The 20816-nt window shown below is 42.6% G+C and carries 18 protein-coding genes; 13 read left to right on the top strand and 5 right to left on the bottom strand.

Features of this window, described 5'->3' with window-relative positions:
• Positions 1–75 precede the first annotated feature (75 nt).
• Positions 76–1071, top strand: a complete 996-nt coding sequence (gene hutG, locus C1G57_RS06675; RefSeq protein WP_105114260.1) for a formimidoylglutamase — start codon at positions 76–78, stop codon at positions 1069–1071.
• A gap of 86 nt (positions 1072–1157) precedes the next feature.
• Here hutG and C1G57_RS06670 read toward each other — a convergent pair whose 3' ends face one another.
• Positions 1158–4112: an AAA family ATPase gene (locus tag C1G57_RS06670; protein WP_105114259.1), complete on the bottom strand. Its 2955-nt coding sequence runs from the start codon at positions 4110–4112 to the stop codon at positions 1158–1160.
• 149 nt (positions 4113–4261) lie between these two features.
• On the opposite strand from C1G57_RS06670, the gene C1G57_RS06665 reads away from it, so the two are divergent.
• Together C1G57_RS06665 and C1G57_RS06660 are read left to right on the top strand one after the other, a co-directional pair.
• Positions 4262–5206 (top strand): competence protein CoiA, encoded by a 945-nt coding sequence (locus tag C1G57_RS06665; RefSeq protein ID WP_105114258.1) that lies wholly within the window; start codon positions 4262–4264, stop codon positions 5204–5206.
• A gap of 40 nt (positions 5207–5246) precedes the next feature.
• The gene (locus tag C1G57_RS06660) at positions 5247–5891 is read left to right on the top strand and encodes a hypothetical protein (protein ID WP_153045614.1); all 645 of its coding nucleotides are present in this window, start codon (positions 5247–5249) and stop codon (positions 5889–5891) included.
• Positions 5892–6085: 194 nt separating this feature from the next.
• On the opposite strand, the gene C1G57_RS06655 is transcribed toward C1G57_RS06660, so the two are convergent.
• Together C1G57_RS06655 and mnmE are read right to left on the bottom strand one after the other, a co-directional pair.
• Positions 6086–7162, bottom strand: a complete 1077-nt coding sequence (locus C1G57_RS06655) for a hypothetical protein (protein WP_105114256.1) — start codon at positions 7160–7162, stop codon at positions 6086–6088.
• A gap of 110 nt (positions 7163–7272) precedes the next feature.
• Positions 7273–8646, bottom strand: a complete 1374-nt coding sequence (gene mnmE / locus C1G57_RS06650; RefSeq protein ID WP_105114255.1) for a tRNA uridine-5-carboxymethylaminomethyl(34) synthesis GTPase MnmE — start codon at positions 8644–8646, stop codon at positions 7273–7275.
• Between the two features lie 538 nt (positions 8647–9184).
• On the opposite strand from mnmE, the gene C1G57_RS06645 reads away from it, so the two are divergent.
• The 3 genes from C1G57_RS06645 to ftsY are packed head-to-tail and all read left to right on the top strand — an operon-like array spanning position 9185 to position 12078.
• Positions 9185–9997 (top strand): Cof-type HAD-IIB family hydrolase, encoded by an 813-nt coding sequence (locus C1G57_RS06645; RefSeq protein WP_238595277.1) that lies wholly within the window; start codon positions 9185–9187, stop codon positions 9995–9997.
• Positions 9987–10799, top strand: coding sequence for a Cof-type HAD-IIB family hydrolase (locus C1G57_RS06640; RefSeq protein ID WP_105114253.1), 813 nt, complete (start codon positions 9987–9989; stop codon positions 10797–10799). The genes C1G57_RS06645 and C1G57_RS06640 overlap by 11 nt, the downstream gene beginning before the upstream one ends.
• A gap of 1 nt (position 10800) precedes the next feature.
• A complete protein-coding gene (ftsY, locus tag C1G57_RS06635; protein ID WP_105114252.1) occupies positions 10801–12078 on the top strand; it encodes a signal recognition particle-docking protein FtsY in 1278 nt (425 codons plus the stop codon).
• 27 nt (positions 12079–12105) lie between these two features.
• Here the strand turns inward: ftsY and C1G57_RS06630 are convergent, their stop codons facing one another.
• Positions 12106–12570, bottom strand: coding sequence for a TetR/AcrR family transcriptional regulator (locus tag C1G57_RS06630; RefSeq protein ID WP_105114251.1), 465 nt, complete (start codon positions 12568–12570; stop codon positions 12106–12108).
• Between the two features lie 115 nt (positions 12571–12685).
• Here C1G57_RS06630 and C1G57_RS11500 point away from each other — a divergent pair, with 115 nt between their 5' ends.
• Positions 12686–12814 carry a hypothetical protein gene (locus C1G57_RS11500; protein WP_257211351.1) on the top strand — a complete coding sequence of 43 codons (129 nt, stop codon included), beginning with the start codon at positions 12686–12688 and terminating at the stop codon, positions 12812–12814.
• Entirely contained in the window at positions 12811–13761 is a 951-nt protein-coding gene (locus C1G57_RS06625; RefSeq protein WP_105114250.1) for an alpha/beta hydrolase, read from the top strand. The genes C1G57_RS11500 and C1G57_RS06625 overlap by 4 nt, the downstream gene beginning before the upstream one ends.
• A gap of 133 nt (positions 13762–13894) precedes the next feature.
• Here the strand turns inward: C1G57_RS06625 and C1G57_RS06620 are convergent, their stop codons facing one another.
• The gene (locus tag C1G57_RS06620; protein ID WP_105114249.1) at positions 13895–16069 is read right to left on the bottom strand and encodes an LTA synthase family protein; all 2175 of its coding nucleotides are present in this window, start codon (positions 16067–16069) and stop codon (positions 13895–13897) included.
• A 276-nt stretch (positions 16070–16345) separates the two neighbouring features.
• On the opposite strand from C1G57_RS06620, the gene C1G57_RS06615 reads away from it, so the two are divergent.
• The 5 genes from C1G57_RS06615 to C1G57_RS06595 are packed head-to-tail and all read left to right on the top strand — an operon-like array spanning position 16346 to position 20811.
• A complete protein-coding gene (locus C1G57_RS06615) occupies positions 16346–17509 on the top strand; it encodes a class I SAM-dependent rRNA methyltransferase (RefSeq protein WP_105114248.1) in 1164 nt (387 codons plus the stop codon).
• The gene (gene aroD, locus C1G57_RS06610; protein ID WP_105114247.1) at positions 17506–18180 is read left to right on the top strand and encodes a type I 3-dehydroquinate dehydratase; all 675 of its coding nucleotides are present in this window, start codon (positions 17506–17508) and stop codon (positions 18178–18180) included. Before C1G57_RS06615 ends, aroD begins: the two co-directional genes overlap by 4 nt.
• Positions 18181–18182: 2 nt before the next feature.
• On the top strand, positions 18183–19349 hold the full coding sequence (aroC, locus tag C1G57_RS06605) for a chorismate synthase (RefSeq protein WP_105114246.1): 1167 nt from the start codon (positions 18183–18185) through the stop codon (positions 19347–19349).
• 7 nt (positions 19350–19356) lie between these two features.
• Complete coding sequence (locus C1G57_RS06600; RefSeq protein WP_105114270.1) at positions 19357–20460, top strand: prephenate dehydrogenase; 1104 nt, start codon at positions 19357–19359, stop codon at positions 20458–20460.
• A 12-nt stretch (positions 20461–20472) separates the two neighbouring features.
• Positions 20473–20811, top strand: coding sequence for a YlbF/YmcA family competence regulator (locus C1G57_RS06595; RefSeq protein WP_105114245.1), 339 nt, complete (start codon positions 20473–20475; stop codon positions 20809–20811).
• The last annotated feature ends 5 nt before the right edge of the window (positions 20812–20816 follow it).

Below are 20816 nucleotides of genomic sequence, written 5' to 3'. Positions count from 1 at the left end.
TAGGAGGTCTTATCAAGGAACAAGACCTCCTATTCTGTCAGAGTTTGATGATGAAGATGATAACTAGGAGAAAACATGCTAAGTAACTATTATCCAACAACCTATTCCTACTATCAAAGAGGGGTTGACGATGATCTCTATACTGCCAAATGGGGCATGGTGATGGAATTTATCGATCTCAATGACCAAACACTTGAACGCTTAGAGGGCAAGCATTTTGGGATTATTGGTTTCAAGAGTGACAAGGGTGTTTATATCAATCATGGACGTGTTGGAGCAGTAGAGGGGGCTAGCAGTATCCGAACCCAATTGGCTAAACTACCGTGGCATCTGGGCAAAGAAGTCAAGATTTATGATGTAGGGGATATAGATGGGCCTAATTGTAGCTTGGCAGAATTGCAGGACAGTCTGGCTGCAGCTGTTCAGCGGATGCTGGACTTGAACCTTTTTCCGATTGTCCTGGGTGGAGGACATGAAACGGCCTATGGACATTACAAGGGCCTGCAGGCTGGCTTAGAGCAGGAAGAGCCGATTGCTGTTATCAATTTCGACGCTCATTTTGACCTTCGTCCTTATGACCAAACAGGTCCAAATTCTGGTACTGGTTTTCGGCAGATTTATGATGATTGTAGGACAAGGGGTTACGAATTTCCTTACTTAGCCTTAGGAATTCAAGAACACAATACCAATCTCTTTCTCTTTGACTTTGTTGCTAAATCAGCAGATATTTCCTTTTTAACCGGGCAAAATCTCTATGTAATGGGCTATGAAAAAATTTGCTCTTACCTAGATGAGTTTATTCAGCGTCAGCAGGCTATCCATCTGACCATTGATATGGATTGTTTTTCAGTGGGATCTGCACCAGGTGTCAGCGCCATTCAGTCTCTTGGGATTGACCCAAACCTAGCCGTTCTACTTTTACAGTATTTGGCTGCTAGCGATAAAATTGTTGGTATCGATATTGTTGAAACATCTCCACCTCATGATATAGACAACCATACGGCCAACTTAGCAGCAACGCTTATCTTCTATCTGACACGGATTTTGGTTCAAACACACGACAGAAAATAAAGACTTTTCCTAGGATAACTAGAAAAAAGGAAGGACCATCACTGAATAGGTCCTTCCTTTTTGGTTGTATTTGTAGTTGAGCTTATTTAGTTTGCTTTCATGAAATTCTCCAAATCTTCCAGAAGTAAACGGTCGCGATAAGGGTTCAGGAATTGTTTGGCGATGTGGTAGTAGTGGCTCAAGTCCTCGTCTAATTTTTGAGCAAATGTAGCTTCTAGTAGGGGATTGTCCCTCATTTCATTCTTTAATTTTGCCATTAGGTAATAAATCATGCCCTTATCTCTTGGATTAGAATAGCGAGAAATCAAAGCTTCTTTCCTATCTAGCAGGTCATGAACACCTGTGTAGTCTTGTTTCTGACAACCTAGTAGTGCCAAATAGAGCTTGAGTTGCACTTCCTTCCAAGGATAAATCTGTTGATTGACTTCTTGAATAGACGCCTGAAAGATGGAATGAGCCTGGTCAAAATCTTGCAGATGATAGTAGGAAGTCCCCAAGCCGATATAAAAACTAAGAGTAGATGACTGTGGAGCCTGGTCTTGCATCAATTCGATAGCGTCTTTTTGCAGGTGGATGGCAGTCAGAAAATCTCTGCGAATCTGAGCCATCTCCGCCAAGTAATCCAGGGCAGCAGCAATCTGAATGGCGTATTTCTTCCGCATAGAAGCTGTCAGACTAAAGCAATCAATGGCTTCGTAGAGAAGACGACTAGCCTTCTCCTCATCCCCTAACATGAGATTAAAAAGTCCCTTAAAGCGTAGAAACATTCCGATGGCTTGGTGATCATTAGCCTCTATAGCAGTTTCCAGACCTAATTCAGCATAGTAGCCCAGGTCACTAATGTTTTCAATCTGGATGCAGTAATGGATAAACTGTCGATAGCCTTTTAGTAGGTATTCTTGTTCATGGAGGGCGTGGGCTCTGGCAATCACCTTACGGATACTGCTAACCCCCTTCTGGTAATTACCGATTCGGATATAGTAGCGACCTTCATAAAATTCAAATCGAACTTGAAGAAGCTGGAATTGACGTTGGTCGCCATAAAGCTTTTCGAGATGGGCCATGTTTTCCCGAACTTCAGCCAACTGTTCCTGGATCCAGAGCACATTCTCTTCTTCCTTGCCCCCACTTAGTTGGTCCTTACTAGAGCCCAAAGGAAAAAGATCGTAGTGTGACTTGATTGCCAGATTTAAGTGTTGTAAACGATATTCCAGAGCCATCAGAGGTTGCTTGGCAGCAGTAAAATGCCTTGCAATCTTTAGCAATAAGAGGCTGTTGTTAGGTTGAAGTTGTAATTTTTGGATGAGATGAAAGGCAATTTGTTCATGCAAAATCCTTCTTTTTGATAGAGGTAACTGATCGTAGAGAAATTCTCCTAAGACAGCTTGACGAAATTGTACTTCCAGTCGATCATCAACCTCTTTTTGCAGGATAAGGGATTTGCTGGTTAGCTGATCAACCAATACAGCCATTTCATGATGGCTTAGCCCCATTAAATTAGCCAATAGACTAACATCACTTCCAGCACTACAGGTCGAAAGGTAGTTGAGTAACTCCTCTTCTTTTGTATCAAGGGCATGGACCTGCAAAGCCATTTTTGACCGAATAGCTGCCGTTAGAGGATGGAATTCACATCCCTCCCTGATTTGCTGGGCGTATTGGTCAAGGAGAAAGAGATTGCCTTGACTAAAATGGTAAATCTGCTCTAAATTAGAAAGAGCATCCTGCTGGCTCAGTTCTTTTAAAAAGTCCTGACTGTCAGCGAGGGATAAATTTTTCAAATAAAGGTTTTCTGCAAGCTGATGGTTATACAGGTAATGCTCAAGATAATCCATTTCCTTATTTTGCCGTAAGTTTCTGGTGAATAGAAATGCTAGAGGAGCACGGCTAAGAGCATGAATACAGTCCAGCACTACTTGTAAACTCTCTTTATCCATCCAATGAGCATCCTCAATCAAGAACAGTAGAGCTCGTTTCTGACAGGTCTTTTCCAAACCATCAATCAAGTCTTCACGGTTCCTTGTTTCTTCCAAAGGCAGTCTTGTATCCAATGTCTCTTGGAAAATCCATTGATAGTTATGACTTATCTTTCGCCAAATGGAGTATGGCTTGTAGAGGTCCTCTGGTAAACAGTTGATATGAATGATAGAAAACCGTTGGTCCTGGTTAGCCAAAACTTGACGGACCAGGCTTCGTTTTCCTGAGCCAACTTCACCATGGAGGAAAAAGGCACGACTACCAGTTTCTAAGACAGCGGCTAGGAAATGTTCGATAGCATGAATTTCTTCAATTCTTCCAAAAAAGTAGTCGGTTTTGGGAGCTAGCTGGGAGTCTTTTTTCTCTGCATAATCCCTGACGACTTGATAATAGAGGTTTTTTATCGATTCACCAGGTCCGATTCCGAGCTCCTTATCCAATAGTTGTGCCAAGCGATGATAGGTTTCAATAATCTTTCGTGTCTGTCCTTCCTCCAAATAGAGTTTCATCAAGCTAAGATAATGCTCTTCATTGAACTCATCCATGCTAATCATCCGAAGGATGAGGTGCTCAGCTCCCTCTAGGTCAGACAAGCGCTCTTGTTTTTCCAGCAACTGCTGACAAGCTGTCAGATAGGTCTTTTCCAGTTGGGACTTGATTTTTTCTATCCAAAAGTCAAACTCTTGGCAATTCTTGATATAAAAATTTTCCAGAAACTCTCCCTTGAAGAGATGGAGCTGGTGAACAGGGTCTGACAAGAATAGCTGCACATCACAGGCAATAGCAATATGGGGATTGATAGCAAGCATGGACCTGCTGGGACTGACAATAGCTTCACATCCTAGCTCTCTGTTGGTCTGATAAATAGTATTCCGTAAGTTTTTTCTAGCCTTCTCGGAATTTTTATCCCCCCACAAGAGTGTAGCTACCTCTTCACGACTGGCTTCACCTTTTAACATAAGATAATAAATCAGGGCACTGATTTTTGCATAGGATGGTGTGATTTCCGCTTGATTGACTAAGATAGTCGGAGTTCCAAATAGTAAACAAGATAACCTTGTCATAAGTAAGCGCCTCCATTTGTTCTTGTATCTACTATAACAAAAAAATATAAGGAAAACAAATGATATATTATGATGTGTAGAAATGATTTCTACTGAAATAGAATGAGCATCTTGACTGCTTTTACGAATACATAGGATGAGGAGGAAATATGTTTATCGTAAAAAATAAAACCAATCACTTGTTTAATCTCCTAGAACTTCAGGCTTTGAGAGATGAAGACTTTTATTGTCCCCAGTGTTCTAGTCCAGTCCGCTACCGTTCTGGTAAAATCCTACGACCACACTTTGCCCATGTTAGTCGGAAAGACTGCCCGTTTTTTACGGAGAATGAATCTGCCCAGCACCTCTCCCTCAAATCAGAGCTTTACAGTTGGCTGGTAGAAAAGGAGCCGGTTGAGTTGGAAAAATACCTACCAGAGATTAACCAACTAGCAGATTTATTGGTGAATAAGCGACTCGCCTTAGAGGTCCAATGTTCCAGTCTGCCGATTTCTCGTTTGCAGGAACGGACACAGGCTTATCATGAAGCTGGTTACCAGGTTCTATGGTTGTTAGGCAAGGATTTGTGGCTCAAGGATAGGTTGACCAAATTGCACAAGCAGTTTCTCTCCTTTAGTATGAATATGGGCTTTCACCTCTGGGAATTGGATGATGAGAAGAATGAGTTAAGACTTCGTTACCTCATTCATGAAGACTTGCGGGGCAAGGTGCATTGTCTGACCAAGGCCTTTCCCTTTGGTCAGGGAAACTTACTGGATATATTACGATTACCATTTGCCAAGCAAACCCTATCTAGCATGACTTGTCCAATGGATGAGGATTTGCCTCGCTACATTGCTCAACAGCTTTATTACAAATCCCCCAAATGGCTTGCCCTGCAAGCAGAGGCTTATGGACATGGAGAAAATCTACTGACCAAGACAGCATTAGACTTCTATCCCCAAATCCGCCTGCCCCGCTCTGCCATTGGCTTTGCCCAGATCAAGCAAGACCTGACACCGATTTACCAAGCATTTGACCAGTTTTACGACAAAGTGGAAAATCAGAGAAAACAAGTCTTGTATCCACCTATAATTTATAGACAACTTGTGTAAATAATGATATAATAAAAGAAAAGGTTTACAAGGAGGTCTTGTGATGAAACGGAGTCGAGTAACTATAATAAGTGCTTCTTTACTCTTATTGGCATGCCTATCAGCCTGTGCTGTAAAGTATAAGGAAGGACAAACCAGCACTGACTCGAGTCAGCAAGTGCAAACAATCAATGAGGAAGAAGCACAGAAATTTACCTCCCAACATAGTCAGAAAGTAGTCTCTAAGGAAGTAGCAGAAGGCGGAGGTACAAGCATTACTTTTGAAGATGGGACGGCGTTTCTCCATACCCCAGCTTCGCCCCTTGGAGAACACTATAGCCTCTCTTATCCAAGCGGCTGCATGGTGATCTATTTTGTCGAGAGTGGGGATTACACCCTAGCGACGGATAAATATGAGGGTGAGGAGAAAGCAAGCGAAGCTAAGGGGCAGGTTGGACAGTATTTTGCAGAAAGTGGCTACTCTATTTCTTTTGCAAATGATGGTGCTCTCCTCATTGACTTACAAGGAAATTTCACCCATCAGTATGATGGCAAAGAGAAAAAAGGAAGTGTTAAAGATGCAGAAGGAAGTAGTTATGTCGATAGCTTGTTAAACAAATATGGCATTCCTAACCTTGCCTTTTATGACAGCTTTGTCAAGGAAGCAGTAGCAGATGCTGAGACATATTTTGTAGATAATGAATGAGGTTTAATACTCTTCGAAAATCAAAATCAGACGTTGTTAACTTGATTTGATGAACTTCAGTTCATATGCATCTGCGTCGCCAAGTCTGTTTTTGATTTTCATTGAGTATGAGACTAAAATTTGAACAGTTAAAAATAGCATAGTTTCAACTTTCCTTATAAAGTTCACTATGCTATTTTCTTTTTTTAGCCTTTTTATGGATTGATCCAGACAGCTGAGACATAGTCTTCAGACAAGGTGGTCTGGCTGACAATTTTCTGAGTCTTCATATTGTAAATCAAAAGTTGATTTGCCAAAATCATCATCAAATATTGATCGTCAATTTGGCGAATGTGGTCAATGTAGTGAGGGCGAGGATTTAAGTCCTTCAAGGTATGGTAGCTTTCCTCACCAGTCTGCGTATGATAAATGGTGAAAGAAATTGGGCTAAACATGCCATTTTGATGTTCAATGAGGAGAAGGTTTTCATCCTTGAGAGCATGGAGGGTGCTTGGTGAGGGATGTTCTAACGTTACTGACGAAAATGTTTTTGTTTTTGTATCGAAGGTCAGGAGTTCAGAAGATTGTTGGATACCTTCATAGGAACTTGTTTTCTTTCCCAAACTAGGTAGATAGATGACTCCATTGACCAAGAGTCCATCGCCTGTTGCTAATGTATTGTCGTATTCGAAAACTTCTTGTTTTGAAAAATCTTTCTTATCAAACACCACTAGGACATTTTCTTCTGTTCCATTTTGAGAAAAATCTTTCACAAATCCAGTTAAATAGACTGAAGTCTGGTCTGCCATGACTGGAGCATTTGGAATGAAGTCATCGTTTAGTACAAGAGTTTGAATGTTTTCAAATTGCTTATCGAATTGGACCAAGTGGTGATAAGGACCTGCTGTATAAAAGTCTTGTCCATCTGTACCGCTGATATAGCTACTATACTTACTTGGCTTGCGCAAGACAGTGCCAGTATTGAAATCAATGGATATCAGATTATCGTTAATGAATTTTTGTTGGTCATTTGCAAAGACTAAATACCGATCTTCAAGGATATAATTTTTACCAGAGCCAAAATAGCCTTCTGAATTCATTTTCTGGGTATGAAGCAGTTGAGGTTCTTGACCATTTAGCTGAAAGGCTTCGACCTTTCCAGGATAAATCAAGTAAAAATCAGCATTCTCATCTAAGCTTATTTTATTATGCTGGTAGACATAGAGTTTCCAGCTGAGAAATGGAAAAACCAGACAGGATAGAAGGAAGATAGAAAGTATCAGTTTTTTCATAGAAAGACCTCCTCTCTATTTTAGTATATCCTAAATGGCAAACACAATCAATTATTTATGTGTTAATATAATAAAAATATCATGCAAGTTTCCTTACATGATAGTGGATATTATTTTCCAAGACAGAATTGGCTAAAGAGTTGGGTAATGAGTTCATCTGGAGCAGCATCGCCTGTGATTTCTCCTAAAATCTGCCAACAGCGTGTCAGGTCAACCTGTAACAAGTCGACTGGCATGCCCATTTCCAGACCGTCGTTGACAGCTTGTAGGCTTTGGACGGCTTGCTCAATCAGGGAAATGTGGCGGGAGTTGGAGAGGTAGGTGGCATCTTGCTCGACCAGACCAGCATTTTCAAAGAAGAGCTGGTTGATTTTTTCTTCGATTTGGTCGATGTTCTGGTTTTTCAAGACGGAAATGCGGATGATATCCTCAGGCAGTTGGTCTGCTTCAATCTGCTCTTCCAGGTCGGTCTTGTTAAGCAGGACGATACGGTTGGCCAAATCTGAAATGGCTAGGAGATTGCGATCTTGCTCGGTCAGTGGCTCGGATGCGTTGAGGACTAGCAGGATGAGGTCGGCCTCCTCAAGGGCTTTTTTAGACCGTTCCACACCGATTTTTTCAACGATGTCGTCTGTTTCACGGATACCTGCGGTGTCAATCAGCTTGAGGGGGACGCCTTTGATGTTGACGTATTCTTCGATAACGTCGCGGGTTGTTCCAGCGATGTCTGTAACGATGGCTTTTTCCTCGCGGAGAAGATTATTGAGCAGGCTGGATTTTCCCACATTTGGACGACCGATAATAGCGGTTGCGATGCCTTCACGCAGGATTTTTCCACGGCGGGCTGTACGGAGGAGATTTTCCAACAGGGCTTGGAACTGGAGGGTCTTTTCACGGACCAGCTCTGTCGTCGCCTCCTCGACGTCGTCGTACTCAGGGTAGTCGATGTTGACCTCGACCTGTGCCAGTGTGTTGAGAATCTCCTGGCGGGTGTCGTTGATGAGCTGGGAGAGGGAGCCGTCAAGCTGGCGGACGGCATTGTGCATGGCCTTGTCGGTCTTGGCACGGATGACATCCATGACGGCTTCAGCTTGTGTCAAATCCACACGACCGTTGAGGAAGGCCCGCTTGGTAAACTCGCCCGGTTCAGCCATTCGAGCCCCTTGGCGAATTAGGAGTTGGAGGATTTCGTTGGTAACGGCGATGCCTCCGTGGGTGTTAATCTCAATGACATCTTCGCGGGTGAAGGTCTTTGGAGAACGCATGGCTCCAACCATAACCTCGTCCAGCACTTGCCCCGTCGCAGGATCGATAATGTGGCCGTAGTTGAGGCTGTGGCTGGGAACCGTTGCTAAGTCCTTGCCCTTGAAAACCTTGCTGGCAATGGCAAATGCATTCGTCCCAGACAGGCGGACAATCCCAATGGCCCCCTCACCGAGAGGGGTGGAAATAGCGGTAATAGTGTCGAATTCTTTGGTAATCATAATAATGTGCTTTCTAACTAGAACAAGTAAAGTGCTTTTATATAAGAGATTGTTTGTCACTAATCGTTGCAGTTTTTTGAGAGAATACTGACTGTATTTTGCAAAAAACTAAGGCTGAGTAGCTGATAAACTATCCTTAGATGTAAGTACGGAACTGTGAATACAGGTTCTTAAATCTTACCTATAAGTTTAACATGGAATGATGAAAAAAGCACAGATGAGGAATGGATAGTACAAACATATGTATAGAAAACGGTTTAAAGGTTGATATAATAACAAAAGAGATAAAAAGCACCGAATCAGTGCGTAAACTTGGTTATGGACTAAAACTTATTTTCACTTGCTGAGTCTTTTAGACTGCTAACTCTGTCGGTCAAAGATTTCTGAGTAAGTGATTTAGTCATAGCCTAACATTACACCAGTGGGGAACCGCTGGTTTTTAACTTAAACAAAGGAATATTTTCATATGAGAGATTGTAAGACAAGATTCGAAATTCGATGGAACTATGGTATAATGGAAGAAATGAGGGGAAGAGGTATGATGTATCATAAAATAATTGCTACGGACATGGATGGAACCTTTCTACGAGAGGACCATCATTTTGACAAGGAGCGTTTCCGCCGCCTACTTGAGCAATTTAAAACCAAAGGCTATCTGTTTGTAGCGGCAAGTGGTCGCTCTCTGCCCGGTTTAAAGCTTTTGTTCGAGGATTTCTTAGATGATATTGCCCTGGTTGCAGAAAATGGGGCGGTCGTTCTTTATAGAAATCAAACGATTTATATGGATGACCCCATTCAGCCAAAAACCTATTTATCTTTAGTGGATGAACTGGTTAAGAGTGGCTATGTTCAATCCCAACATATTACCCTATCTGGTTTGAAGGCCTGCTATATGCTGGATAGGGTGGAAGATGAGCTATATCAAGTCCTATCTGACTATTACCAAGATATTGTCTTGCTTCCGAGCTTTGAGGATATTTCTGAGGACATCATTAAATTAAATCTTTATATCGATGAGGCAATTCGCGCTGAAGCACAGGACTGGATAAACCACCATTTTCAACAACTGACGGCAGTGACTACTGGTTTTACATCGATTGATATTATCTTATCAGGTGTGCATAAGGGAATTGGTCTTTCTCATTTATGTAAGCACCTTGGCTTGTCTGGAAAGGATTTGATTGCCTTTGGGGACAACCAAAACGACCTTGAAATGATGAAACTGGCAGCATTTTCTGTTGCAACAGCAAATGCGATTGATGAGGTCAAGTCGCAAGCGGATTTGGTGATTGGACATTGTAACGAAGAGGCCGTATTGGCCTACATGGAGGAATTAGTAAATGGCAATTAAGTTGATTGCATTAGATTTAGATGGAACGCTTCTGACATCAGATAAACGGATTTCAGAGGCAAATAAGAATGCCTTGCAGGCAGCGCGTGAGCGTGGAGTTTATGTAGTTCTGACGACAGGTCGTCCCTTGCAAGCAATTGGCACCTTCTTAGAGGAATTGGATTTGCTGGGTGAGGGGCAGTACTCCATTACCTTTAATGGTGGTCTGGTTCAGGAAAATACAGGTCGGATTTTGGATAAGGTTGGCTTTACCATTGAGGAAGTGCGCACCATTCGTCAGGTGACCAATGAGCTAGATTTGCCACTGGATGCAGTCTATGGTGGGGATGTCTATTCTCTACCGGCAGCCCATGAGTCCCTCTATCTAACAGCCAATCCTCTCTTAAATAAAATTATAGTGACAGATGAGGAGTTGCCAGAGGATGTCATCTATAACAAGGCAGTATCAGCTGTGGCAGCAGATTTTTTGGATGAACAAATTCCAAAAATTCCTGCGGAACTGCATGAGCGTTTTGAGATTTTCAAATCGCGTGATATCTTGCTCGAGTGGAGTCCTAAGGGTGTCCATAAGGCCAATGGCTTGGCCAAGTTGATTGGTTATCTTGGAATTAACCAGTCAGAAGTTATGGCTTGTGGCGATGAGGGCAATGACCTTTCCATGATTGAATGGGCTGGCCTGGGTGTTGCCATGGCCAATGCGACTGATGAAATTAAAGCGGCAGCCAAGGTAGTCTTGCCTAAGACCAATGATGAAGATGGCATTGCCTGGGCAGTGGACCACTATGTATTGAACGAGGACTAGTATGGGATTATTTGATCGATTATTTGGGCAAACGGCTCAGGAAGAGCCTAGAGAAGAAGTTGTTGAAGAAATTGAAGTAGAGCAGTCGGCTTCTAGCGAAGATACTGCACCTATTGAAGTTGAGTCAGCTAGTCAAGAAAAGGAACTGTTCCAGTCTGATGTAGCAGAGTCTGACTTGACGGCCGAGCAAGAAGCTCATAAACAACGGACCTTAGACATGATGGCCCAGTATTATGCGGCCAAAGAAGCCGCTGCGGCCCGTGTGAAGGAAGCGCAGGAACAAGGTTTTGACCCTGCTATTCAAACCAAGGTCAAGGAAGAGCCTGTTGAGGAAGTTGTTCCAGTAGAGCAGGAGAGCGAGCAGGATAAGTACCAGCGGACCTTGAAAAAGACCCGTACAGGCTTTGGGGCAAGGCTCAATGAATTCTTTGCCAATTTCCGTTCGGTTGATGAAGAATTTTTCGAAGAGTTGGAAGAAATGCTGATTTTGTCAGACGTAGGTGTGCAAGTTGCTTCTACTCTGACAGAGGAGCTCCGCTATGAAGCCAAGCTACAAAATGCCAAGAAGACAGATGAACTCCGTCGGGTTATCATCGAAAAATTGGTGGATATTTACGAAAAAGACGGCCAGTTCAGCGAGCAGATCAATTTCCAAGAGGATTTGACCGTCATGCTCTTTGTCGGTGTCAACGGCGTTGGGAAGACGACGTCTATCGGTAAGTTGGCCTATAAATACAAGCGGGCTGGCAAGAAGGTCATGCTGGTTGCGGCGGATACCTTCCGTGCGGGTGCGGTAGCCCAGCTGGTCGAGTGGGGGCGCCGTGTCGATGTGCCAGTGGTCACAGGTCCAGAAAAGTCAGACCCAGCTAGCGTGGTCTTTGATGGGGTAAAACGTGCCGTGGCAGAAGGCGTGGATATTCTCATGATTGACACAGCAGGTCGTTTGCAAAATAAAGAAAACCTCATGGCAGAGCTGGAAAAAATCGGTCGCATCATCAAACGAACTCTGCCTGATGCACCGCATGAAACCCTCTTAGCACTGGACGCCTCCACAGGTCAAAACGCCCTTAGTCAAGCCAAGGAATTTGCGAAAATTACCCCATTGACAGGCCTGGTCTTGACCAAGCTAGACGGTACAGCAAAAGGTGGTGTTGTCCTTGCCATCCGTCAGGAACTAGATATTCCAGTCAAGCTGATTGGTTTCGGTGAGAAAATCGATGACATCGGAGAATTCAAATCCGAAGAGTTCATGCGTGGACTCTTGGAAGGATTGGTATAGAATGAAAAAAGTAGTTAACTGTGATAGTTAGCTACTTTTTTGTTGGTCCATAATCTTTGTAATTTCTTCTGCAGTGTCCACCATGCCCCGTTGGTACCAAGCAGTGCAGGCTCCTAGAATGGAATAGCCGACAAAGGCATAGGAATAGGCAACTTCAGTCGGTAATGTAGAAAGGCTTTGCTTGTCCGTTAAGAGTTGTGCAATTAAAATTTCCTTCCCACTTTTGAAAAGACAGTCAATCAAGTGTTTATTCAGCTGAAAAAAGGCAAACAGTGTTGGGAAGGATAGGTCGGTTCCATGCTCTGTTTGATAGGCTTGGAATGCAGATTTCAAGGCTAGCTCCAATATAGCATCCTTGCTTTCAAAATTTCGATAGAAGCTAATTCGGGTTACCCCAGCCCGTTTTGCAATGTCAGTTATGGTGATTTTTTCATACTCCTTATGTTGAATGAGTTGCAGTAAAGCTTCTTGAATATAGTGACTAGCTGACATGATACAAACTCCTTTGATTTGTTACATATGGCTGCATTGTTATTGCATAAGAAATAATTAAATGTTACACTTGTTACATCTTAAATGAAATAAATTGAAATGTCAAGGAGTAAAAATGACAATCAAACGTTGGCTTATCTTAGGGATTATCGCAGTTGTTGGATTTTTAATTGGTCGCTTGTTGGTCCGTATTTTTCTTAACCTACTCTTAGGTGGAACACTTTGGGGAGGCAATTTCCTATGAGAAGGAGAAAATTTGTGGGCTTAGGTATTCTAGTATTTGTCTTAGCTGTCCTTATTGGTGTGGCTTCAAAACACTTTTTGAAACCTGCTTGGGCTAAAGAATATTCGGTGGAATGGTCTGACCAGGTGGGGAGAATGGTGACTGATTTGTCCTACGGAGAGGAAGAAGCACAGAAGTTTGACCTCTATCTGCCTGCTGATACTAGTAAAAAATCTTATGGACTGGTTGTCTATCTCCATGCAGGAGGATTTACAAGTGGTGATAAAAAAGACGACCAGCAGATGTTGCAATGGCTTGCTTCTAAGGGCTATGTAGCAGCTGGCATCAACTATACCTTGCGGACAGATGAGAATGGAGCAAGTGTTACTTCTCAGGCTCAGGAAATCAAAGACAGCATTCCTCATGTGATTGAGGCGGCTAAAAATGAAGGCTATACAATTGACAAAATGGCTATTTCAGGTGGTTCAGCTGGTCATGCTCTAGCTATGATTTACGCTTATCGAGATGCCAAAGAAGCTCCTGTTCCTGTGGTTTTGACCTTCGGTGGCGTTGGCCCTTCTAGCTTTTACATGGAAGATTGGGGCATTTATGGAGCAGATACCAATCATGAGGCGGCTGCGGGGCTTGTCAGTGCCACGTCAGGTCAAGAAGTAACAGAGGAGATGATTATGGACGGTAGTTACAAGGAGATTGTCAATGAAATCTCAGCAGTCCACTGGGTGACGGAAGAAACCGTACCAAGCGTAGTCATCTATGGCAAGCATGATAAGGTGCAACCTTATAAAGCAGCAGTGCGATTAGAAAAAGCTTTGAAAGAAAATGGTGTTGATTACCAGTTTCTTACCGCTGAGCATTCAGGCCACGGTTTACAGAATGACGATGCTGTCTATAAAGAGTATATGATGCTTGTGGAAGAATACCTCGCAAAATATATGCCGGTTGATTAGTTGAATTAGTTCATCGTTGACATCGGAGAATTTAAATCTGAAGAGTTCATGCGTGGGCTATTAGAAGGATTGCTATAGAAAAATATGCTGGACGAGATATCCTTGGTGGAGGTCTCGTTCAGCATATTTTTGATTATTGGGAAGAAGTACTGGTTGACGTACTGCTTTCTGCACCCGAACTGGCTGTACTGCTTGTGGAACTGCCGTTCAATTCTAGGTAACTTGGTGCTTTGAAGAGGTCAACAGTGGATTGGTTTCCATTCTGGCTGTAGAGGCTGGTTGATTTAGCCCCAAGCTCGTTTTCTAGTGCAATCTCAGCAGCCAATGAATCAATGTAGTTGTATTGGCTAGCATCTAAAGCAGGCAGGCCGTTATCAAAGAAACGAATGAGGTCCCCAGTTTGAATGGCATCACTAGCAGCAAGTTGGGCAGAGACTGCTTCCTTGATGGCATCAATTTCTTTCTGGGTTATTTCATCTGGATTGGTAATTTCGATACCTGTTTCGGTATAGTAAATCTTTCCTGCGTAGCTGGTGTATTTGGGTGTAATGAAGCTTCCTTCTGTACGGAGAGCCACGATTTGTTTGTTTTGAGGTGACAATAAATCCTGCCCGACTTGTAAGAATTGATTTGCCTTTATACCAAGTAGGTGTTCCAGTGTTGGTAGGGCGTCAATCTCCCCTCCAAATGTATGGAAGATTCCACCGTTGGTCATGCCTGGGATGACAATCATATAGGGAACTCGTTGGAGCATGGCATTATCAAATTCTGTCCACGTTTGCGGGTCCTTATTCAAGAGCGGAGCCAAATCTGGATTTCGCGAATTAGAGATGCCATAGTGGTCGCCGTAGAGGACAATAACGGAATGTTCGTAGAGACCAGTTGCCTTCAAATAGTCAAAGAAGGACTTGATGGAAGTATCCAAATAATTGGCAGTTGCAAAATAGCCGTTAATAGTTTCATCATCCGTATCAGCCAGGGGAAATCCTTTCTCATCGCCAATCAAGCTGGTGGTATAAGGATAGTGGTTGGATACGGTGATGAATTTGGCATAAAATGGTTGCTGCATCCGTTCTAAATATTTGATAGAATCCGCAAACATGATTTTATCATTTAAACCATATTGGAATGAGTTTTCTTCAGTGGCTTCAGAGAAGTAGGACTGGTCAAAGAAATAGTTATATCCCCACTGTTTGTAGGTGTTATTTCTATTCCAAAAACTAGCTGAATTTCCGTGGAAGACAGCAGATGTATAGCCGCCGTTTTGGGATAGGATATAAGGGGCTGCTTGCTGGGTATTGCTTCCACCATACTGGACCATAAAGGAACCTTGGTTTAATCCAAATAAGGAAGTTTCAATCATGGTTTCAGCATCGGATGTTTTACCTGCCTTTACTTGATTGAAGAAATTAGAGAAAGCTAGAGTAGAGTTGGAATGATAGAGGGAATTGAGGAAGGGAGTTACCTCGTATTCTGCTCCATTAACCTTTAGCTTGTAATCAATGACAAATTGTTGCAGACTTTCAAGATGGAGATAGATGACGTTGCGCCCCTTGGCGATACCGAAATAGCTATCGTTGGGCTGGGCATAGTGTTCCTCAACATACTGTTTAATAGGTTCAAGGTCACTTGGATTGGCTCCCGAGCGATCCTTATGGGCAGTATAGGCTTGGTTGGCATTGTAGCCTAGAAAGGCTGGTAGGCCCAGTGCTCTGACGATATAGGTGTTTGAAAACCCCCGTGTCAACAATTCAGGTCGATCAACTTCGGCCAAAAATAGATTGATGGAGAAAAGCAGGGCAGAGAATGCTGTAATAGCAAAGCTAGCCTTTGGATAGAAAGGCTGTTTATCCCAACTGACATTTTTCCGATAGAGGAGGATACCAAAAGCGATAAAGTCCAAAAAATAGACCAGATCCCACGGTCTGAAGAGTTTAATAGCTGCCTCACCAAGACCAGCAGAAACACTAGAAGTTGCCATCATGGTTGAGATGGAAATATAGTCTGAAAATTCTCGGTAGTAAACAGCGTTTGAAAATAGCCAGGCAAAGAGAAGGAAATACATTCCACTGGCTAGTCCATAAAACAGCTTTGTCTGTTTGGCATAGAGAGCTAGCCCTATTAAGAGTAAGCCGATTGGCAAGGGGTTGATAATGGCAATGACATGCTGGAATATCCCTTGTAAATCTAAGCTAAAATCAACATAGTAGGCCCAGAGAGTTTTGAGCCAATACATCACTAGAAGGATGAGGACGAAGCCAAAACGAGTTTTGGAATACTCTTTGACATGGTCAATTATTTTTTTCACAAATAAACCTCAAGGTCCTTTCTAAGAACCTGTATTCATAGTTCAGCACTTCCATCTAAGGCTAGTTTTTCAGCTAGTCAGCCTTAGTTTTTTCAACATACAGTCAGTATTCTTTCAAAAAACAGCCTTGATTAGCGAAAAAGGATCACTTCTATATAATCACTTCACTTGTGAATACAGGTTTTAAATCTCAGTTCATTATACCATAATTTTAAAATAAGCCTCAAAGTTTGGAGTTTTTTTGGCATATATGCAGAATCGTGTTATAATAAATTTATGAAAATAAGGGTAAATCGAATTGCAGAGCAGAAGATCAACAAGGGCATTCAACTCCTAGATAGTGCTGATTTTTCAGGATTTTCTGTGACAGAAGATAAGCTTTTTGACCTAATTTCTGAAACAGGCAAACATTTAGGGAAGGCTTATCTTTCTCCGCAGAACAAGGGGATTGGCTGGTTATACAGTCACTCCAAAGAAGAATTGACAGAAAGCTACTTTGTGAACCTATTTAATAAGGCACGACAAAAGCGACATCATTTTTATCAGTCAGACTTGACCAATGCCTTTCGCTTATTCAATCAAGATGGGGATGATTTTGGTGGTTTGACGGTTGATTTATATGATGAATTTGCCGTCTTTTCGTGGTATAATACCTTTGTTTATTCTATCAAAGAAAAGATCGTTTCTGCCTTTCAAGAGGTGTTTCCAGAGGTGAAGGGGGCTTATGAGAAAATCCGCTTTAAAGGGGTGGATTATGAGTCAGCCTTTCTTTACGGACAAGAGGCACCAGAAAATTTCACCGTCTTAGAGAATGGTGTTGCTTATCAAGTTTTCATGAATGACGGCTTGATGACAGGTATTTTCCTCGATCAACATGAGGTACGCGGTTCACTGGTGGATGGTCTGGCGACAGGTAAAACCCTGCTCAATATGTTTTCTTATACGGCAGCCTTCTCCGTTGCTGCAGCTATGGGAGGAGCAATAGAAACAACTTCGGTTGACTTAGCCAAGCGATCGCGTGAACTTTCGAAAGCTCATTTTAAGGTTAATGGTATAGAATTAGATCATCATCACTTTGTGGTCATGGATGTCTTTGAATATTTCAAGTATGCTAAGCGCAAGGGATTGACTTATGATGTCATTGTCTTGGACCCACCCAGCTTTGCCCGTAATAAAAAGCAGACATTTTCGGTAGCCAAGGATTACCACAAACTAATTTCTCAGTCCTTAGAGATTTTAAATCCAAATGGGCTAATCATTGCATCAACCAATGCAGCCAATGTTACGGTTGAGAAATTCCGTCAGCAGATTGAGAAAGGGTTTGGTTCTCAAAAACATGGCTATTTGGCAGCCTATCGCCTACCAGCCGATTTTACAATCAATAAAAATGATGAAAGTAGTAATTACCTCAAGGTCTTTACGATAAGGGTAGAAAAATGAGAATAGTAGTACCTATTATGCCTAGAAATTTGGAAGAAGTAGAGGCTCTTGATGTGGGGAGATTAGCAGAAGCAGATCTCATTGAGTGGAGAGCGGATTACCTTCCAAAAGAGGATATTCTAAGAGTAGCTCCTGCCATTTTTGAAAAATGCAATGGCAAGGAAGTGATTTTTACAGTTCGAACGACCCGTGAGGGTGGCTATTTGGATTTGGCAGATCAGGAATATGTGGACTTGATTAAGGAAGTGGCTGCCCTCTATCAGCCAGACTACATTGATTTTGAATATTATTCCTACCAGTCAGTTTTTGAACAGATGTTGGAGTTTCCAAATCTTGTTTTGAGTTATCATAATTTTGATGAAACACCTGCTAACTATTTGGAAATCATGTCTGAATTGACCAGCCTTTCGCCAGCAGTAGTTAAAATGGCGGTCTTGGCAAAGAGTGAGCAGGATGTCTTGGATGTTATGAACTATACTCGTGGCTTCAAGACCTTAAATGCTGAACAGACCTTTGCGACCATTGCCATGGGTGAGCTAGGAAAAATCACACGGATTGCAGGGGTAATTACTGGTTCTTGTTGGACCTTTGCAAGTTTGGATGAAGTATCGGCTCCAGGACAGATGTCTTTGGCCAATACACGTAAGTTTTTGGAAATTTTGGAGAATTAAATATGCGTTATTTAACAGCTGGTGAGTCCCATGGACCACGCTTAACAGCCATCATCGAGGGAGTTCCAGCTGGTCTTCCTTTGACTGCAGAAGATATCAATGCGGACTTGAAACGTCGCCAAGGTGGTTACGGTCGCGGCAGCCGGATGCAGATTGAAACAGACCGTGTAGAGATTACAGCCGGTGTTCGTCATGGTAAGACCACGGGGGCCCCAATTACCCTTAATGTCACTAATAAAGACCACCAAAAGTGGTTGGATATTATGGCTGTAGAAGATATTGAGGACAAGCTCAAGAGCAAGCGTCGTATCAGACATCCTCGTCCAGGTCATGCGGACTTGGTTGGTGGAATAAAGTACCGTTTTGATGATTTGCGAAATTCCTTGGAGCGTTCCAGTGCGCGTGAAACAACCATGCGTGTGGCAGTAGGTGCTGTTGCCAAGCGAATTTTGGCTGAGCTTGATATTGAAATAGCTAACCACGTTGTCGTTTTCGGTGGTAAGGAAATTGATGTTCCAGATGGCTTAACTGTTGCAGAAATTAAAGAACGTGCAGCCAAGTCGGAAGTTTCCATCGTTAACCAAGAGCGTGAAGAGGAAATCAAGGCTTATATTGACCAAATCAAGCGTGATGGGGATACCATTGGTGGTGTTGTCGAAACCATTGTTGGCGGTGTACCTGTTGGTCTGGGTTCCTATGTTCAATGGGATAAGAAATTGGATGCTAAACTGGCTCAGGCAGTTGTTTCTATCAATGCTTTTAAAGGAGCAGAGTTCGGGGTTGGTTTCCAAGCAGGCTACCTAAAAGGTAGTCAGGTCATGGATGAAATTATGTGGTCTAAACAAGAGGGCTACACACGCAGAACCAACAATCTCGGCGGTTTTGAAGGTGGCATGACAAATGGTGAGCCCTTGGTGATCCGTGGTGTTATGAAACCAATTCCAACCCTCTATAAGCCTTTGATGTCCGTTGATATTGACACGCATGAGCCTTATAAGGCGACTGTGGAGCGTTCTGACCCAACGGCTCTTCCAGCAGCTGGTGTGGTTATGGAATCTGTAGTTGCTACAACCATTGCAACAGAAATCTTAGAGAAATTCTCTTCTGATAACATGGAAGAATTAAAGGCTGCAGTAGCAAGTCACCGTGATTATGTTAGAAATTTCTAGGTCGACAATGAAAAAAACTATTTTGATAGTCGGTCTAGGACTGATCGGAAGCTCTCTAGCCCTCTGTATCCGCAAACAACACCCAGATTATCATATCTTAGGTTATGAACCCAATCAAGCATCAGCAAGTATAGCAATGGAAAGACAGATGGTTGATGAGCTATCGGATAATCTAGCTGAACTAGCTGGTCAAGCAGATGTGATATTACTCTGTGTTCCCATTCAAGTGTCACTTGACTTGATAGAAGCCTTAAGTCACATGAAGCTGAAAGAGGCGGTCTTGATTACGGATACGGGTTCGACCAAGTCGGCTATTGTAGATGCTGCTGAGAAATTTTTGCTTCCCAAACAAATCAATTTCCTTGGTGGACATCCCATGGCGGGTAGTCACAAGTCAGGGGCTGCCGCTGCAGATTTACACTTGTTTGAAAATGCCTATTTTATCATGACCCCCTGTCAGGCTACCAAGGTAGATGCTGTTCCTAGATTGACAGATTTACTGTCTGGAACAGGTGCCCGCTTTGTCCAGATTGATGCGGTAGAGCATGATAAGGTAACAAGCCAGATTTCCCATTTTCCGCATGTCTTGGCATCTAGCCTTATGAACCAGGCTGGTGATTATGCAAGTGATCATCCATTCACCAACAATTTTGCTGCGGGTGGTTTTCGGGATATGACCCGTATCGCTGAGAGTGAGCCGGGGATGTGGACCAGCATTCTCATGACCAATCCAGAAGCGATTTTGGATAGGATTGAGGAGTTTCAAAAGAGATTAAGTCAAGTGTCAACTGTCTTGAGGTCTGGAGATAAAGAAGCTATTTGGGAATTCTTTGAAAAAGGACGTCAGACTCGCAAGGTTATGGAAATTCATAAGCGGGCCGGTGTGGATTCCTTTTATGATTTATTCCTTAGCGTTCCTGATGAGGAAGATACGATTTTGAAGGTTTTGGAGGTTCTACGTGGAATTTCCATTGTCAATATCCGTATCAATGAAGAGAACCGTGAAGATATACACGGTATATTACAAATTACGTTTAAAACAAGAGAGAATTTGGAGGAGGCTTCGCAGCGATTGCGAATCCAGACCAACTACCAAATTAACCATGATTAAAGGAGAAAGTTTATGTCAACAAATATCTATGATATTGCAAATGAATTGGAACGTGCTATCCGTAACCTGCCTGAATATAAGGCGGTAGAGGCAGTCAAAGTTTCCGTTGAAGGCAATCCTGAAGCCAAAGAAATTTTGGAGAGCTATATCGCTTTCCAAAAAGGTATTCAGGAAAAATTACAAGCGGGTGATATTCCTACAGAAGAAGATCAAAAAACCATGTTGGATTTCAATAAGAAAGTTCAAGCCAATCCAATTTTGGTTGAATACTTTACAAAACAGCAGCATTTGGCAGCTTATGTAGCTGATTTGGAACGTATTATTTTCAAACCCTTGAATGAATTGTTATAAAGAGT

Origin of the sequence: Streptococcus suis (genome assembly GCF_002960425.1) — a bacterium.
GTDB classification, from domain to species: domain Bacteria; phylum Bacillota; class Bacilli; order Lactobacillales; family Streptococcaceae; genus Streptococcus; species Streptococcus suis_S.
The sequence above is the reverse complement of the archived record's forward strand: the minus strand, read 5'-3'. Positions and strand labels throughout refer to the sequence as shown.

Excerpts from the sequence above, each read along its gene's own strand:
- C1G57_RS06630 (WP_105114251.1), bottom strand. The coding sequence starts at position 12,570 with ATGTCAGCTAGTCACTATATTCAAGAAGCTTTACTGCAACTCATTCAA.
- C1G57_RS06600 (WP_105114270.1), top strand. The coding sequence starts at position 19,357 with ATGAAAAAAACTATTTTGATAGTCGGTCTAGGACTGATCGGAAGCTCT.
- C1G57_RS06625 (WP_105114250.1), top strand. The coding sequence starts at position 12,811 with ATGAGAAGGAGAAAATTTGTGGGCTTAGGTATTCTAGTATTTGTCTTA.
- C1G57_RS11500 (WP_257211351.1), top strand. The coding sequence starts at position 12,686 with ATGACAATCAAACGTTGGCTTATCTTAGGGATTATCGCAGTTGTTGGA.
- C1G57_RS06645 (WP_238595277.1), top strand. The coding sequence starts at position 9,185 with ATGATGTATCATAAAATAATTGCTACGGACATGGATGGAACCTTTCTA.
- hutG (WP_105114260.1), top strand. The coding sequence starts at position 76 with ATGCTAAGTAACTATTATCCAACAACCTATTCCTACTATCAAAGAGGG.
- C1G57_RS06665 (WP_105114258.1), top strand. The coding sequence starts at position 4,262 with ATGTTTATCGTAAAAAATAAAACCAATCACTTGTTTAATCTCCTAGAA.
- C1G57_RS06615 (WP_105114248.1), top strand. The coding sequence starts at position 16,346 with ATGAAAATAAGGGTAAATCGAATTGCAGAGCAGAAGATCAACAAGGGC.
- mnmE (WP_105114255.1), bottom strand. The coding sequence starts at position 8,646 with ATGATTACCAAAGAATTCGACACTATTACCGCTATTTCCACCCCTCTC.
- aroD (WP_105114247.1), top strand. The coding sequence starts at position 17,506 with ATGAGAATAGTAGTACCTATTATGCCTAGAAATTTGGAAGAAGTAGAG.
- ftsY (WP_105114252.1), top strand. The coding sequence starts at position 10,801 with ATGGGATTATTTGATCGATTATTTGGGCAAACGGCTCAGGAAGAGCCT.
- C1G57_RS06670 (WP_105114259.1), bottom strand. The coding sequence starts at position 4,112 with ATGACAAGGTTATCTTGTTTACTATTTGGAACTCCGACTATCTTAGTC.
- C1G57_RS06595 (WP_105114245.1), top strand. The coding sequence starts at position 20,473 with ATGTCAACAAATATCTATGATATTGCAAATGAATTGGAACGTGCTATC.
- C1G57_RS06655 (WP_105114256.1), bottom strand. The coding sequence starts at position 7,162 with ATGAAAAAACTGATACTTTCTATCTTCCTTCTATCCTGTCTGGTTTTT.
- aroC (WP_105114246.1), top strand. The coding sequence starts at position 18,183 with ATGCGTTATTTAACAGCTGGTGAGTCCCATGGACCACGCTTAACAGCC.
- C1G57_RS06640 (WP_105114253.1), top strand. The coding sequence starts at position 9,987 with ATGGCAATTAAGTTGATTGCATTAGATTTAGATGGAACGCTTCTGACA.